This window comes from Streptomyces sp. NPDC107500, assembly GCF_055582785.1.
This window is the reverse complement of the sequence record NZ_JBVJPF010000004.1, coordinates 199410-214191: the sequence shown is the minus strand read 5'-3', so window position 1 is coordinate 214191 and position 14782 is coordinate 199410. Positions and strand designations below refer to the sequence as shown.

Genomic DNA, 14782 nt, shown 5'->3' with positions numbered 1-14782 from the left:
CGCCTGGGCGAGGTGACCTCCCCCGAGGTCACCGGGGACATCACCCTCAGCAGGCACCGGATGACGCCCGGCGGAGCCGCGTACCGCCAGGAGGCGGACCGGTCGGTGGCGCGGTCTTTCGCTCAGGCTGCAATGACTTGCTCACGACAAGCATGACGATCCATCATGCGGCGACCGGTGTGCGCGAACTCCCGTCCCGCGCGGGCCCGTTCGCGAGACCGGCCGGCCGCGCACCCCCGGTGCCCGCGCGGCCACCGCCGGGCGCCCCCAGGAGACTCCCGGCCGCACGCGAACCGCCCCCACATCCCGTGGGCACCGGAGAGAGCGGAGCACCCCCACATGTCCTCCCCACTCCCCGCCCAACGCGCGAGAACCGCACTGTGCGCCGCGGTAATCGCGGCCGCACTCGCCCTCACCGGCCAGCCGTCCCCGGCCGCCGCCGCACCCGCGCCCCACGCACCGGACGACTCCGTCAACCAGGCATTCGCCCGCGCGGCCGTCGCCTACGACGTCCCCCGGGACCTGCTGGTCGCCGTCGGCTACGGCGAGACCCGCCTGGACGGCCACGACGGCCTGCCCAGCCAGGACAACGGCTACGGCATGATGCACCTGGTCAGCAACCCGGAACGGCGCACCCTGGAACAGGCCGCGCGACTCACCGGCGAGAGCGTCGCCGACCTGAAACGCGACACCGGCGCCAACATCCACGGCGGCGCCGCCGTGCTGCGCGCCCTGGCCGACGAGGCCGGGCTCGACGCCGCGGACCGGGACCGCCTCGGCGCCTGGTACCCGGTCGCCGCCCGCTACGGAACCTCCGGCGGCGACGCCGCCGCGCGCCTGTACGCCGACGCAGTCTTCGACCTCCTCGGCGACGGCGTCCGGACCCGTGTGGACGGCGGCGAGCAGGTCGCCGTCGCCCCGCGCGAGGTCCGGCCCCAGCGCGGAGAGTACGCCGCCACCGACACCGGCGCCGGGGCGAGCGCGTCCGCCGACTACCCGCCGGCCCTCTGGAACCCGGCGTACTCCGGCAACTACACCGCGGGCCGCAACTCGGCGATCACCACCGTGGTCGTCCATGTCACGCAGGGCTCGTACGCGGGCTCCATCAGCTGGTTCCAGAACCCGTCGGCCCAGGTCAGCGCCCACTACGTGGTGCGGTCCTCCGACGGCCAGATCACCCAGAGCGTCCGCGAGGGCGACACCGCCTGGCACGCGCGCTCGGCCAACCCCTACTCCGTGGGAGTGGAACACGAGGGGTACGTCAGCGACCCCGCCTGGTTCACCGACGCCATGTACCGCTCGTCGGCGGCGCTGACCCGTCACCTCACCGACAGGTACGGCATCCCCCGGGACCGCGCGCACATCGTGGGACACAGCGAGGTGCCCGGCAACGACCACACCGACCCCGGCCCGCACTGGGACTGGGCCTACTACATGAGCCTGGTCCGCGGCGACGGCGGCGGCACCGGCACCCCGTTCCCGACGTGGGGCACGGACGTGAGCGTCCGTCAGCAGCCGTCGACGGACTCCGCCCGGGTGGCGAGTCTGCCCGGACCGACCTCCGTCCGCGTGGCCTGCCAGGTCCACGGAGGGCTCGTCGAGTACGACGGCTACAGCAACGATGCCTGGTCGTACCTGCCGGACTACGGCGGATACGTGTCCAACATCTTCATCGACGTCGACGACGCCTGGCTCCCAGGAGTGCCCACATGCTGACCCCTCCCACCCCGCGCCCGGGATCCGTCCCGCGCCGCGGACCGCGTCCCACGCGCGCCCTGACCGGCACCGTGTGCCTGCTCGCCCTCGCCGGCACTGCACTGGCCGCGGCTCCCGCGCCGGCCGCCGGCACCACCCCCGCGCCCGCGTCGGAGTCCTGGCACCCCGACCTGTCCCCGGCGGGCGGCGACGACGTCAACGTCCGGTACGGGGAGGGCGCCCTGCGGGTGTGGGACGGCTCCGTCAGCCCCGCCTCCCTGGACCGGGACCGCGGCTATGCCTCCGCCGTCCTGGAGACCCACCACGTGGAACGGCCGGTGAACCGGGTCGCCGTGGACCTCGACGCGACCGTGCCCGAGGCGGCGGACGTCGAGATCGACGTGCGCGGACGGGCCGCCGACGGAACCTGGACCGAGTGGCGGCGGGCGGCGGCCGGCAACCCGGCGCGACTGCCGCGCGACGTCGTCGACGTCCAGGCCCGGCTCACCCTGTGGAACGCCAAGGGCGAGGCCACGGCCGCCGTCCGCGCCCTGACCCTGACGGCCGACGACACGGGCAGCGTCTCCGCCGGGTCCACACCGACGGCCGCCGCCTTCTCCGCCCGCGTCTACGCCACCCGCGAGGGCCTCGTCGGCCACACCACGGCCAACGGCCACGTCATCAAGGCGAACGACCACTTCGTGGCGCTCCCCTCCCGGCGGGCCCTGTCGCCCAAGGGCAGCGCACAGTACTCGGTGCAGGTGTGCGGTCCCGCCCGCTGCGAGACGGCCCCCGTGTGGGACGTCGGCCCGTGGAACACGCACGACGACCACTGGAACCCCTCCACGCAGCGCGAGCAGTGGAAGGACCTGCCGCGCGGCCTGCCCGAGGCGCAGGCGGCGTACGAGAACGGCTACAACGGCGGTCGCGACGAGTTCGGCCGCCAGGTCGCCAACCCGGCCGGCATCGACCTGGCCGACGGCACCTTCTACAACGTGGGCCTCAACGACAACGGCTGGGTGACCGTCACCTACCTGTGGACCGACGCCGGCGGCGACACCACGTCGTTCCCGACCTGGGGCACCGACGTGAGCATCCGTCAGCAGGCGACGACCGGCTCCACCCGGGTGGCGAGCCTGTCCGGACCGACGACCGTCCGGGTCCGCTGCCAGGTCCACGGCGAGCTGGTGAACTACGACGGCTACAGCAACGACGCCTGGTCCTACCTGCCCGACTACGGCGGCTACGTCTCCAACATCTTCATCGACGTCGCCGACTCCTGGCTCCCCGGCGTGCCCACCTGCTGAACGGCCCCGTCCAGCAGCGCCGACCCCAGCGCGGTACGCCGGTGCAGCACCCGGTTGCCCTCGCGGCGGGTCGCCACCAGCCCCGCCTCACGCAGTACGGCGGCGTGGCGGCTCGCCGTGGACGGTGCCAGGCACAGCGCCGCGGCGAGCGAGGTCGTGGTCATCGGCGTCTCCAGCGACTCCAGCATCCGCGCCCGCGACGGCCCGGTCAGCCGGTCGACCGACGGTCTCGCCGCATCGGCGCGCAGGCGCGGCAGCCAGCCCGGCTCCGGGCACAGCGGGTGTACGAGGACCGGCGGCAGCGACTCGTCCACCAGGGCCAGCGGGGTCCGTACGCAGAAGAAGGCGGGGACCAGCGTCAGCGGGCGCCCGCCCAGCCTCAGCGACCGGGGTTCGGGGTAGGGGGCGGCGAGCAGGGTGCCGTCGCGCCGCCAGCCCGGCAGGTCCGTGTAACTCGCGAGCAGGCCCTCCGCGCCACCGGACAGCGCCGCCTCGGCACGCCGGGCGCGGTCCTCCGCGGCCCGGGCACGGATCACGGGCAGGTACGGCGCCACGGCCACGGCGTGGTAGCGGCGCAGCGTGGTGCCCAGCCAGCGCAGCGCGGTCGCGTCCCCGGAGGCCACCCACCGCACACTGCGCGGCACCGGGCCGCGCAGGTCCGCGCAGAGCCGGGTGAGTTCGGCGACGAGTCTGCCGCGGGGCGTCGAGCGCACCCGGTCCACGCCTTCCGCCAGGTCCAGGTCACCGCGACCGGGCGTCAGGAAGTCCGGGAAGTACCCGGTGGGCGGGCACAGCCGCATCAACGCCCGTACGTCGTCGGCGAGTCCGTCACGGTGCAGGGCCCCGCGCACCTCGCGCCGCCAGGGGTCGTAGGCCAGGGGCTCCTGGTCGTTCTGCAGCAGGTGGAGGCTCAGCACCGTCTCCCACAACGGGTCGGCGCCCCGGGCCACGCCCATCCGGGTCAACGCGCCCTCGTCGAAGTCCACGTGAAGCACTGTGCCTCCCCTGCCGACCGCGGTCACGGCTCAGCAGCCGCCACAGTTGTAGTAGGTGACGTCCCAGTGGTTGCCCTCGTCGGCGTAGACGTTGCCCGAACCGGACCGCCACTGCGGAGCGCCGTCGCCGCGCACGCCGATGTAGGTGAACGTGTTCTTGATGTAGTTGCCGACACAGGTGGTCTTGCCGAAGTCGAGCTTGTAGCCGTTCCAGTGCGAGTACGTGCCGGAGGCGTGCCCGGTCTCGGTACCGCCGGTGATGTTCAGCGCGCACCCGGTGGCCCGCTTGAGGGTCTGCGCGCCCTGCTCGGTGGCGAGGTTGAGCTGGTCGAACGAGGTACAGGTGCCGTTGTTCCGGTTGGAGCAGTTGCCGGAGGACGACCAGGTGATGCCGACGTCGCGGAACATCGACGTGGCCGTGGCGTGACTGATCTTCGTGGCCGCGAAGGCGTCGCCGGCGCCGGCAACGACGACCGCGCCCGGTGCGGCGACCAGGGCGAGCGCCGTGACGACCGCCCGGATGCGCGTGGTTGGAGACCTCATGTTGGAACCTCCATGCAGAACGTCATGCTTCCTGTGGGGTGGTTGAGCATGCGGTGCAGCACGATGGTGCCCGAGGTCTACGCGCGTACGCCACAGGGCGTCGGTGGCGGGCGGCCGTCAGCCGGGCGTGAATCGCACCCGGGTTCCGGCCGCGGCCTGCGCCGCCGCCGCGAGGGCGGGTTCCACGACGACCGCGACGACCGGGTAGCCCCCGGTTGTCGGATGGTCGTGCAGGAAGATCACGGGGCGCCCGTCCGGCGGGACCTGAACGGCGCCCAGAACCATGCCCTCGCTTGGCAGTTCGCCCGTCGCCGCGCGTTCCAGCGGCGGCCCCTCCGTGCGCAGGCCGATGCGGTTGCTGTGCGGCGAGACGCGGTAGGCGGCCGACATGAGGGTGCGCAGGGCGGCCGGGGAGAACCAGTCGGCACGGGGGCCCAGGCGTACCGGCAGGACCAGTTCGGCGGGCGGACCGGGCCAGGGGGCGGTCATGGGCGGCGGCGCAACTCGCGCGGGCGGGCCCACCGGGAGGACGTCGCCGTCCCGCAGGGGGAGGGGCCCCAGCCCCGACAGGAGGTCGGTCGAGCGGCTGCCGAGGACGGCATCGACGGCGATGCCCCCGGAGACGGCCACGTACGACCTCACCCCCGTGGCGGCCGCCCCCACGTCCAGGACCGCGCCCGCGGGCACCCGCACCGGAGCGCCCCAGGCGGCGGGCCGTCCGTCGACGGTCACGGGGCAGGGCGCGCCGCCGACGACCACGGTGACGCCGCGATCGGGCCGCAGGGCGCACCCGGTCAGCGTGGTCTCCAGGACGGCGGCGTCCGGATCGTTGCCCAGCAGCCGGTTGGCGAGGCGCATCGCGGGCGCGTCCAGCGCTCCGGAACGTGGCACGCCGAGGTGGGCGTGGCCGGGCCGGCCAGCGTCCTGCACGGTGGTGAGCGCCCCGGCGCGCACGGTCGTGAACTTGGCCGTCATGCGGCTGCCTCCGTCGAGGCGCCGTCCGCTGTGACAAATCGCACCCGGGTCCCCGGCGTGAGGAGCGCCGCACGCTCACGCGCCGGGTCCCACAGCGGCCGCGGGTCCGGCATGGTGCCGATCAGCTGCCAGCCGCCCGGCGTGGAGCGCGGGTACACCGCGCTGTAGGGGCCGGCCAACGCGACCGCGCCGGCCGGCACGCGGGTCCTCGGTGTGGCCCTGCGAGGGACGTGGAGATGAGGGGGCAGGCCGGTGAGATAGCCGAAGCCGGGCGCGAACCCGCAGAACGCGACCCGATAGGTCCGGGAAGCGTGCCGGGCGGCGACCTCGTCGGGAGCGACTCCCCACAGCTCCGCCACGTCGGCCAGGTCCGGACCGTCGTAGTGCACGGGAAGCTCCACCACGTCCCCGTCGTCGTCGGGGACCGGCGGCACCTCCCACCCGGTGACCTCGCGGGCCAGCGCCTCCGGGTCCGGCACCCCGTCGAGCAGGACGGTCCGGGCCCCCGGGACCACCTCCGTCACCGGCGGCAGGGTCCCGGCGGCGCGCCGGGACAGCACCTCGGCGTGGAAGGCCGCGGTGTGTTCGGCGTCGGGCAGTTCGACGAGGAGCGCGTGGCGGCCGGCGGGGCGGGCCGAGCGGGCCCGGGCGTCCGTCATGCGAACGCCCCGATGCCGGTCCCGGCCGCCTCCAGTGCCTCGCGCACCCGCGCCGCGATCCGGGCCGCGCCCGGGGTGTCGCCGTGCACGCACAGCGAACGGGCGGCGACCGCGACGGTCGTGCCGTCCACCGCCTCGACCTCGCCCCGCACCGCGAACCCCAGCGCACGGCCGACCACCGCGTCCGCGTCGGTCACCACGGAGTCCGCCTCGCCGCGGGGGACGAGGGTGCCCCGCGCGGTGTAGGCCCGGTCCGCGAAGGCCTCCGGGACACCGGTGAGACCCGCCTCCCCGGCGGCGTCGAGCAGCCGCGAGCCCGGCAGACCCAGCACGGGCAGCGCGCCGCCCGCCAGCCGGACCCCCGCCACGACGGCCCGGGCCTGCTCGGCGTCGTGGACGATGCGGTTGTAGAGCGCGCCGTGCGGTTTCACGTAGGCCACCTCGGACTCGGCGGCCTCGGCGAACACCCTGAGCGCGCCGATCTGGTACGCGACCTCGGCCGCCAGCTCGGCCGCCGGTACGTCCATGGCGCGCCGTCCGAAGCCGGCCAGGTCGCGGTAGGACACCTGCGCCCCGATCCGGACCCCGCGCTCGGCGGCGAGGGCGCAGACGCGCCGCATCACGGAGGGGTCGCCCGCGTGGAAGCCGCAGGCGACGTTGGCGCTGGTGACGACGGAGAGCAGGGCGTCGTCGTCGGTGAGGGTCCAGCGGCCGAAGCCCTCGCCGAGGTCTGCGTTGAGGTCGATCACATGCCGAAAGTAGACGATCGTTGAACGATCCGACAAGGCGCGACGGTGGCCGTCCAAGTGGATGAGAGAAATCCACCTCTTGTTAGATCGTTGAACGATCGCTAGTGTCCGTGCATCTGCCACGTATCTGGAGCTATGGTCCGGGGACCGCTGAAGCCACGGCTCCGAAAGCTCCGGATCCGTGCTGCCCCGCCCCCTCATGCCTGAAGAAGGCCACCGAATGATCGTTCTCCTCGGTGTGGTCGTGGTGATCCTCGGATTCGTCACGCGCCGCAACCCCGTCCTCGTGGTGGGCGTCGCCGGAATCGTCACCGGACTGCTCGGCAAAATGGACCCTCTGGAGGTCCTCGCGGCCTTCGGCCGGTCCTTCGCCGACAGCCGCTCGGTCACCGTCTACGCCATCGTGCTTCCGGTGATCGGCCTGCTGGAGCGCTACGGCCTGCGCGAACAGGCCCGCAATCTCATCGGGCGCCTGGGCAGGCTCAGCGCCGGCCGGTTCCTCACCGTCTACCTGCTGGTCCGGCAGGTCACCGCGGCGTTCGGACTCAACAGCATCGGCGGCCCGGCCCAGACCGTGCGGCCCCTGGTCGCGCCCATGGCCGAGGCGGCCGCCGAACGCTCCACGGGGGCCAAACTGCCCGAGCGGTGGCGCGAGAAGGTGCGCTCCTACTCGGCCTCGGCCGACACCGTGGGTGTCTTCTTCGGCGAGGACTGCTTCATCGCGATCGGCTCGATCCTCCTGATCACCGGCTTCGTCAACTCGACGTACCACCAGGACATCGAACCGACCCAGCTGGCCCTGTGGGCGATCCCGCTGGCCGTCTGCGCCTTCGTCATCCACGGTGCCCGGCTGCTGCTCATGGACCGGCAGCTGGAGCGCGAGATGGCGCTCGCCGCCGCCGAACACGACCTGCCGCTTCCCGAGGGGGCCGACAAGTGATCAAGGTCGAATGGCTCTACTGGCTGATAGGCCTCGTCTTCGTCGTCATGGCCGCGCAGATGGCCGCGGATCGCAGCAACCCCAAGCGGTGGACGTCCGCCGCGTTCTGGGGACTGCTCGGTCTCACCTTCCCCTACGGCACCGGCGTCGCCAACGCCACCGCGAAGAACGGCGACTGGACCCTGCCGGCCGAACCGCTCGGCGTCGCGGTCCTCGCCCTGATCGTGCTCGCCGGCTTCAACTTCCTCGGCAAGGGCGTCCCGGTCACCACCACCGGTGAGCAGCGCGAGGCCTCCGCCGCCCGGCTCGGCAACAAGATCTTCATCCCGGCGCTGACCATCCCGCTCGTCGCCATCGTCTGTGCCTCGGTACTGGACGAGTCCGGCCTGTTCGAGACCGGCAAGGCCACCCTCCTGGGACTCGGCCTCGGCTGTCTCGTCGCGCTCGTCGTCGGCATGCTGGTCACCGGCGAGAAGAAGCTGTCCGTCCCGGTCCACTCCGGCCGCTCCATGCTGGAGGCGATGGGCTCCGCCCTGCTGCTGCCCCAGCTGCTGGCCGTGCTCGGCTCGATCTTCGCCGTGGCCGGTGTCGGCGATCAGGTCGGCGACATCATGAACAAGGTCCTCCCGGACGACTCCAAGTACCTCGCCGTCATCGCGTACTGCGTGGGCATGTTCCTGTTCACCGTCATCATGGGCAACGCGTTCGCCGCGTTCCCCGTCATGACGGCGGCCATCGGCTGGCCCGTACTGATCCAGCAGATGCACGGCAACGAGCCGGCCGTCCTCGCCATCGGCATGCTGGCCGGGTTCGCCGGCACCCTGTGCACCCCGATGGCCGCGAACTTCAACATCGTCCCGGCCACACTGCTCGAACTGAAGGACCAGTACGGCCCGATCAAGGCACAGCTGCCGACGGGCATCGCCCTGCTCGGCTGCTGCACCGTCATCATGGCGCTCTTCGCCTTCTGACCCCGGCCACCCGACCCGCACGGCAAGGAACGCCCATGACCCGCGTCCTCATGACCGGCTTCGCCCCCTTCGGCGGCGAACGCGTGAACCCGTCCTGGCAGGCGGCGACCCTGGTGGCCGCCGAACCGCCCGCCGGGCTTACCGTCACCGCCGCCGAACTGCCCTGCGTCTTCGGCGAGTCCCTCGACGCCCTGCGCGACGCCGTCCGGGCGGCCCGCCCCGACCTGGTCCTCTGCCTGGGCCAGGCGGGCGGCCGCCCCGGCGTCACCGTCGAACGCGTCGGCATCAACGTCGACGACGCGCGCATCCCCGACAACGCCGGCGGACAGCCCATCGACGAACCGGTGGTCCCGGACGGCCCCGCCGCCTACTTCTCCACCCTTCCCGTCAAGGCGTGCGTCGCCGCCATGCGCGATGCGGGCGTCCCGGCCGCCGTCTCCAACACGGCCGGCACCTTCGTCTGCAACCACGTGGCCTACGGCCTCGGCCACCTCATAGCCACCGAGTTCCCGCACGTGCGGGGCGGGTTCGCGCACGTGCCCTGGGCGCCGGAACAGGTCGCCGACGGCACCGCCCCGTCCCTGCCGCCCGCCACCGTCGCCCACGGTCTGCGCGCCCTGCTGGCCACCGCCGCCCGCACCCCGGCCGAGCACGACCTGAAAGTCACCGAAGGAGCCACCCACTGATGCCGCTCGGCGCCCACGCGGCCCCGTTCGCCAGGATCGCCCTGGCCAACATCACCCGCGCATACCCCAACTTCCCGGCCCACCTGATCACTTCCGCGCGGGAGAACCCCGCGCCCACCTCCCTGCACCCCGCCTTCTACGGCGCCTACGACTGGCACTCCTCGGTGCACATGCACTGGCTGCTCGTCCGACTGCTCAGGCGCCACGGCGGCACCCCCGAACTGCCGGACACCGCACCGGCCCTCGACGCGCTGGACCGCCACCTCACCCCGGAACACCTCGCCACCGAGGCCGCCTATCTCCGCGACCACCCGTCCTTCGAGCGGCCCTACGGCTGGGCGTGGCTGCTCGCCCTGGCAGCCGAGTGCCGCGCCCACGGCGGACCGGCGGGCACCCGCTGGGCCGAGGCACTGGCCCCCGCCGTCACCGCGGTCGACGAACTGCTGGCCGGCTGGCTGCCCAAGGCCACCTATCCCGTACGCCACGGCAACCACCCCAACAGCGCGTTCGCGCTGAGCCTCGCGCTCGACTCGGGGGAACTGTCCGCCGGGACCGGCCGGGCCGTCCGGGACCGTCTGCTCACCTGGTTCGCCGACGACCACGACGCGCCCGCGCACTGGGAACCGTCCGGACAGGACTTCCTCTCCCCGGCGCTGACCGAGGCCGACGCGATGCGCCGGGTGCTCCCGCCGGACCGGTTCGCGGCCTGGCTGGACCGCTTCCTGCCCGCGCTCGCCTCCGGTGCGTCCTGCCCGCTCCTTGAGGTGCCGGTGGTCTCCGACCACGCCGACCCGCAGATCGGCCACCTGCTCGGCCTGACGCTCAGCCGCGCGGCCGCGCTGCGCGCCCTCGCGGACGCCCTGCCCGACGGCCCCGTCCGCGCCCGCCTGGACGCGGCGGCTCAGGCACACCTCGCGGCGGGCATGCCGGCGGTGGAGCGCGGCGACTTCACCACCGACCACTGGCTGGCCACGTTCGCCGCCCTGGCCCTCGACCCGGTCGCCCGGCCCTGACGCCGGGTCACCCGCTCCGGCGGCGGATCGGCATCATCGTCTCGACCGCCGCCTCCTGACCGAGGTGGTCCAGGACCAGCCCGTTGACCAGGGCCGGCTTCTCCAGCGGCACCAGGTGGGAGGCGCCGGGCAGCACGGCGAGCCGCGCGTCGGGAAGCGCGCGGTACAGGGCGGTCGTGTGCTCCAGCGTCATCAGGTCGTCGTCGCCGGTCACGACCAGGGTGGGCGCGGTGACCCGGCCCAGCTCGCGTTCGGTGAGGGCCGGCTGGGTGCGCCACATGTCGATCACCTTCAGCGCCACCACCGGCCAGTGGTCCGCACCGTCCGGCGACACGGCCTCGTACATCTCGCGGAAGAACGCCATGTCCGGGCTGTCGGGGGTCATCGCGTCGAGCATGCCCGGCTCGACGAAGCACTCTCCTGCGGGCCGGAAGTTCGCCCCGATCAGCACGACCCGGCGCACCAGGTCCGGCCGGGCGAGGGCGACGAGCAGCGCGACGACGGCCCCGTCGCTCCAGCCGACCAGGTGCGCGGGCGCGTCCACCACCGTTTCCAGGAACGCCACCGTGTCGTCGGCCATGTCCTGGTACGTCAGCGGCCCGTCGACGTCGGGGGTGTGCCCGTGGGCGCGCCGCTCGGGCAGCAGGACACGGTAGGCGGCGGCCAGATCGGCGCGCTGCGCTCCCCAGGTCTCATTGGTGCAGAAGCCGCCGTGCAGCAGGACCAGCGGATCGCCGGCGCCCTCGCTCTCGTACCAGGTCCTGACACCAGGAAGGTCCGCGTAGTCACCCATCGTCCAGGCCCTCTCCGGCAGGCTGCCAGTTCCGGCCAGTGTCCGCCGGGACCTGGGCGGCTGCAACGCGGGGGCCCGGCGGTGGTGCGTTGCCCCGGGGCCTCGCTCAGTCCTCCGGCCGCAGCAGGCCCCGACGGTAGGCGGGCACCAGGTGCCGCGGGACCCGGTGGGTCACCCCGTCCACCGTCACGGGCACCAGGGCGGGCGTGCTCGCCTTCCACTGGGCGCGGCGGTGGCGGGTGTTGCTGCGGGACATCTTGCGCTTGGGTACGGCCATGGAACGGGTCCTCTCGGGAGACGGCCGGCAAAGCTCCGCGCGCCCGGCGCGCGACGGAGCGGGGCCGGCCCCCGACGCTACATGAAAACCATGTTCATTGGGAATCGGGTGCGACCCGCCGCACCGCCCGCACCAGCGCCTCTATGCCCGCCTCCGCCTTGGACCGGGGGCACCCGACGTTGAGCCGCACCAGCCCCGGGGAGCCGTAGGCGGCTCCCGGCATGACGGCCACCTTCTCCACCTCCACCAACTCGCGCTGGAGCGCGTCGTCGTCGATCTTGAGAGGGCGCAGGTCGATCCAGGCCAGGTACCCGGCCTGCGGGGGCTCCCAGCCCAGCGCGGGGAACGCCGCGCGCAGCCGGTCCGCGACCATCGCGAGATTGCCCGCGAGGTACTCGCGCAGGGCGTCCAGCCAGGGCGCCCCGCTCCGGTAGGCGGCGATGTGCCCGACCAGCGACAGCACCGCGGGGGAGGAGAGCCCGTCGGCGTCCTTGAGCTGCCGCAGATACGCCTCGCGGGAGGGCACGTCGCCGATGATGCCGTAACTCCCGGTCAGCGCGGGGATGTTGAACGACTTGGACGCCGAACTGAGCACGGCCCAGCGGCCCTCGCCGCCGTGCCGGGCCCACGGGCGGTGCACGTGCGGGGCGTACGCCAGGTCGGAGTGGATCTCGTCGCTGACGACCGCGACGCCGTACCGCGCGCACAGCCGGGCCATCCGGTCCAGCTCCGCCTCGGACCACACCCGGCCCGTGGGGTTGTGCGGCGAGCACAGCAGCAGCACGGCCGTGTCGGGGAGGGCCAGGAGCCGTTCGAACTCCGCCCAGTCGTCCAGGGGGCACTCCCGCAGCCGGCGACCGTTGGCCGCCACCGTCTTGGGGAAGGCGTCGTACATCGGGGCGTGCGCGACCACGCCGTCACCGGGCCGTGACCACAGGCGCAGCAACTGCGAGACCTGGTAGACGACGGAAGGGGCGTACACGACGGACTCCGGGTCCACCTCCGTGCCGTGCCGGGTGGCGTACCAGTGCGTGATCGCGGAGAGGAAGTCGCTCTGGCGCCAGCGCGAGTAACCGAGCACTCCGTGGTCCAGACGCCCGCGGAGCGCGGCCAGGATCTCGGGGGCCGTCTCGAAGTCCATGTCGGAGATCGTGAAGGGCAGCAGGTCCGGCACGCCGAACCGGTCCTGGACGTAGTCCCACTGCGTGCACCAGGTGCCGCGCCGGTCCACCGGCGTGTCGAAGTCGTAGGGCGGTGCCGAGGCCATGGTCAGCCCACCGGGATCATCGTGGCGATGGCGTCCTTCACCGACTGCACCTGCGGGCCGATGATGACCTGCACGCTGTGTGCGTCGAGCTTGACGACCCCCACGGCACCCAGTTTCTTCAGCCGTGCCTCGTCGACCCGTTCGGCGTCCTCGACCGTCATGCGCAGGCGGGTGATGCAGTTGTCCAGGGACCGGATGTTGTCGGCGCCGCCGATCGCGTCGAGGATGGCGACGGCGTCGTACTTCCCCGCGACCAGTTCACGCGGGGGCGCGGCCTTCGCGTCCGAGCCGGAGGGCGCCGCGCCGTCGTCCTCGTGCCGCTGCTCCGCGTCCTCCTTGGCGCCCTCGTCCGGGTCGTCCTCGCGGCCGGGAGTCTTGAGGTCGAAGCGCCTGATGGCCCAGCGGAAGAGGAAGTAGTACACGGCGAACCACACCGCCGCGATGACCGGAATCAGGTACCACTTGGTCGTGGAGCCCTGGAGCACGCCGAAGACCAGCCAGTCGATGACGTTGCCGTCGGTGTTCCCGATGTAGACGCCGAGCACGGCCGCCGTGAGGAATCCGAGCCCGACGAGGACCGCGTGGATCGCGTACAGCCACGGGGCGACGAAGAGGAACAGGAACTCCAGCGGCTCGGTGATGCCGCCCACGACGCAGGCTACGACGCCGGACACGAGCAGGGCCTTGATCTCCGGGCGCATCCGTCGCTTCGCGCAGTGGTACATCGCCAGCGCGGCGCCCGGCAGACCGCCCAGGTAGGCGGCCATCTTGCCCTGCGAGAGGAAGTGCGTCGCGTCCGTGACGGCGGAGCCCGGCGTGGCCGAGCAGTCCAACTGGGCGTAGAACATGTTCAGGGCGCCGGAGACGTGGTCGCCGCAGACGGCTCCGGAGCCTCCGACGTCGGTGAAGCGGAACATGGCCACGAGGATGTGGTGCAGCCCGATCGGCCGCAGCAGGACCTCTCCCATGCCGAAGAAGAAGGGCCCGAAGACCCCCGTGTGCCCGATGCCCCGGCCCACCGCCGTGATCCAGCCGTTGAACGTCGGCCAGACCAGCGGGATGAGGAGACCCAGCACGCTCAGGGCCAGGGCGGAGACGATCGGGACGAAGCGCAGGCCGCCGAAGAAGGCGAGCGCGTCGGGCATCCGCTGGGTACGGAAGCGCCGGTGGAGCAGGCTGACAACGATGCCAACGGCCACGGCGCCGAGCAGTCCCGTGTCGATGGACTGCACGCCCAGCACGTCGGCTATGCCGTAGTGCTCGATCGCCTTCTCGTCCTCGAAGTCGACGCCCTTCGCGGTGAGGTAGAAGTTCACCGCGAGGTTCATGGCGGCGAAGCCGACGAAGCCCGAGAAGGCCGCCACCCCCTTGTCCTCACGCGCGAGACCGAGCGGAATCGCCATCGCGAAGAGGACCGGGAGGAACGTGAAGGCGACCAGACCGGTGTTGGCCATCCAGGTGAAGACGAGGTGCCAGCCCTCGCCCTTCAGAAAGGCAACGTTGTCAGTGACCGCATCGCTGGACAGGGAGGAGCCGATGCCGAGCATGATGCCGCAGAACGCGAGCAGGGCCACCGAGAGCATGAACGTCTTGCCGAGCCCCTGGAGGAATTCCCAGAGTGCGGCCTTGGTCTTCTGCATGTGTACGGAACTTTCGAGCCTGAGGGGGGACGGACCCGTCCGTCCGCCGCACGGATCACATCACAGCAGGTTGGGGGCTGTCCATGGACCGGCGACCCGCGGACCGGGTCACCCCGAGGTCTCCACGCGCGCCCCGGCGGGCCGGCCGCGGCGATGGCGTTTTCGTCACGCCCGGTGTCCGCGCGCCCACGGTCGGTCCGCCACGCACACCGGACGTTTACACGCCGGTGTGCGGGACATCGGAGGTGTGGCCGCGTGTGCGGTCGCGGTCG

General features: G+C 72.8%; 15 protein-coding genes. 6 read left to right on the top strand and 9 right to left on the bottom strand.

The annotated features are described in order from the left end of the window. Positions 1 to 339 precede the first annotated feature (339 nt). Both ACZ67M_RS17490 and ACZ67M_RS17485 read left to right on the top strand, forming a co-directional pair. On the top strand, positions 340 to 1716 hold the full coding sequence (locus ACZ67M_RS17490; protein WP_385795812.1) for an N-acetylmuramoyl-L-alanine amidase: 1377 nt from the start codon (positions 340 to 342) through the stop codon (positions 1714 to 1716). Then, positions 1710 to 3002 carry a hypothetical protein gene (locus tag ACZ67M_RS17485; RefSeq protein WP_469851588.1) on the top strand — a complete coding sequence of 431 codons (1293 nt, stop codon included), beginning with the start codon at positions 1710 to 1712 and terminating at the stop codon, positions 3000 to 3002. Before ACZ67M_RS17490 ends, ACZ67M_RS17485 begins: the two co-directional genes overlap by 7 nt. On the opposite strand, the gene ACZ67M_RS17480 is transcribed toward ACZ67M_RS17485, so the two are convergent. The 5 genes from ACZ67M_RS17480 to ACZ67M_RS17460 all read right to left on the bottom strand — a co-directional run bounded on the left by ACZ67M_RS17480 (position 2939) and on the right by ACZ67M_RS17460 (position 6923). Then, positions 2939 to 3988, bottom strand: a complete 1050-nt coding sequence (locus ACZ67M_RS17480; protein ID WP_469851587.1) for an ArsR/SmtB family transcription factor — start codon at positions 3986 to 3988, stop codon at positions 2939 to 2941. The genes ACZ67M_RS17485 and ACZ67M_RS17480 overlap by 64 nt on opposite strands. A gap of 39 nt (positions 3989 to 4027) precedes the next feature. Next, positions 4028 to 4540, bottom strand: a complete 513-nt coding sequence (locus ACZ67M_RS17475; RefSeq protein ID WP_469851586.1) for a hypothetical protein — start codon at positions 4538 to 4540, stop codon at positions 4028 to 4030. 117 nt (positions 4541 to 4657) lie between these two features. Next, positions 4658 to 5515 (bottom strand): 5-oxoprolinase subunit C family protein, encoded by an 858-nt coding sequence (locus ACZ67M_RS17470; protein WP_469851584.1) that lies wholly within the window; start codon positions 5513 to 5515, stop codon positions 4658 to 4660. Beyond that, the gene (locus tag ACZ67M_RS17465; RefSeq protein ID WP_469851582.1) at positions 5512 to 6174 is read right to left on the bottom strand and encodes a 5-oxoprolinase subunit B family protein; all 663 of its coding nucleotides are present in this window, start codon (positions 6172 to 6174) and stop codon (positions 5512 to 5514) included. The genes ACZ67M_RS17470 and ACZ67M_RS17465 overlap by 4 nt, the downstream gene beginning before the upstream one ends. Beyond that, positions 6171 to 6923, bottom strand: coding sequence for a LamB/YcsF family protein (locus ACZ67M_RS17460; RefSeq protein ID WP_469851580.1), 753 nt, complete (start codon positions 6921 to 6923; stop codon positions 6171 to 6173). Before ACZ67M_RS17460 ends, ACZ67M_RS17465 begins: the two co-directional genes overlap by 4 nt. A 220-nt stretch (positions 6924 to 7143) precedes the next feature. Between ACZ67M_RS17460 and ACZ67M_RS17455 the strand changes: the two genes are divergently transcribed. From ACZ67M_RS17455 to ACZ67M_RS17440, 4 genes are read left to right on the top strand one after another with little or no spacing between them, the layout of a single operon-like run. After that, complete coding sequence (locus ACZ67M_RS17455) at positions 7144 to 7863, top strand: DUF969 domain-containing protein (RefSeq protein WP_385795796.1); 720 nt, start codon at positions 7144 to 7146, stop codon at positions 7861 to 7863. Continuing rightward, the gene (locus tag ACZ67M_RS17450) at positions 7860 to 8834 is read left to right on the top strand and encodes a DUF979 domain-containing protein (RefSeq protein WP_385795794.1); all 975 of its coding nucleotides are present in this window, start codon (positions 7860 to 7862) and stop codon (positions 8832 to 8834) included. Before ACZ67M_RS17455 ends, ACZ67M_RS17450 begins: the two co-directional genes overlap by 4 nt. Before the next feature lie 35 nt (positions 8835 to 8869). Next, the gene (gene pcp / locus ACZ67M_RS17445; protein WP_469851577.1) at positions 8870 to 9520 is read left to right on the top strand and encodes a pyroglutamyl-peptidase I; all 651 of its coding nucleotides are present in this window, start codon (positions 8870 to 8872) and stop codon (positions 9518 to 9520) included. Beyond that, positions 9520 to 10533 (top strand): DUF2891 domain-containing protein, encoded by a 1014-nt coding sequence (locus ACZ67M_RS17440; RefSeq protein WP_392013054.1) that lies wholly within the window; start codon positions 9520 to 9522, stop codon positions 10531 to 10533. The genes pcp and ACZ67M_RS17440 overlap by 1 nt, the downstream gene beginning before the upstream one ends. A gap of 7 nt (positions 10534 to 10540) precedes the next feature. Here the strand turns inward: ACZ67M_RS17440 and ACZ67M_RS17435 are convergent, their stop codons facing one another. From ACZ67M_RS17435 to malX, 4 genes are all read right to left on the bottom strand, one after another. Further along, complete coding sequence (locus tag ACZ67M_RS17435; protein ID WP_361363642.1) at positions 10541 to 11326, bottom strand: alpha/beta fold hydrolase; 786 nt, start codon at positions 11324 to 11326, stop codon at positions 10541 to 10543. Positions 11327 to 11432: 106 nt separating this feature from the next. Continuing rightward, positions 11433 to 11603, bottom strand: a complete 171-nt coding sequence (rpmF, locus tag ACZ67M_RS17430) for a 50S ribosomal protein L32 (protein WP_361363645.1) — start codon at positions 11601 to 11603, stop codon at positions 11433 to 11435. Between the two features lie 94 nt (positions 11604 to 11697). Continuing rightward, positions 11698 to 12870 carry a MalY/PatB family protein gene (locus ACZ67M_RS17425; RefSeq protein ID WP_469851574.1) on the bottom strand — a complete coding sequence of 391 codons (1173 nt, stop codon included), beginning with the start codon at positions 12868 to 12870 and terminating at the stop codon, positions 11698 to 11700. 2 nt (positions 12871 to 12872) lie between these two features. Then, on the bottom strand, positions 12873 to 14510 hold the full coding sequence (malX, locus tag ACZ67M_RS17420) for a maltose/glucose-specific PTS transporter subunit IIBC (RefSeq protein WP_469851572.1): 1638 nt from the start codon (positions 14508 to 14510) through the stop codon (positions 12873 to 12875). Between the last annotated feature and the right edge of the window lie 272 nt (positions 14511 to 14782).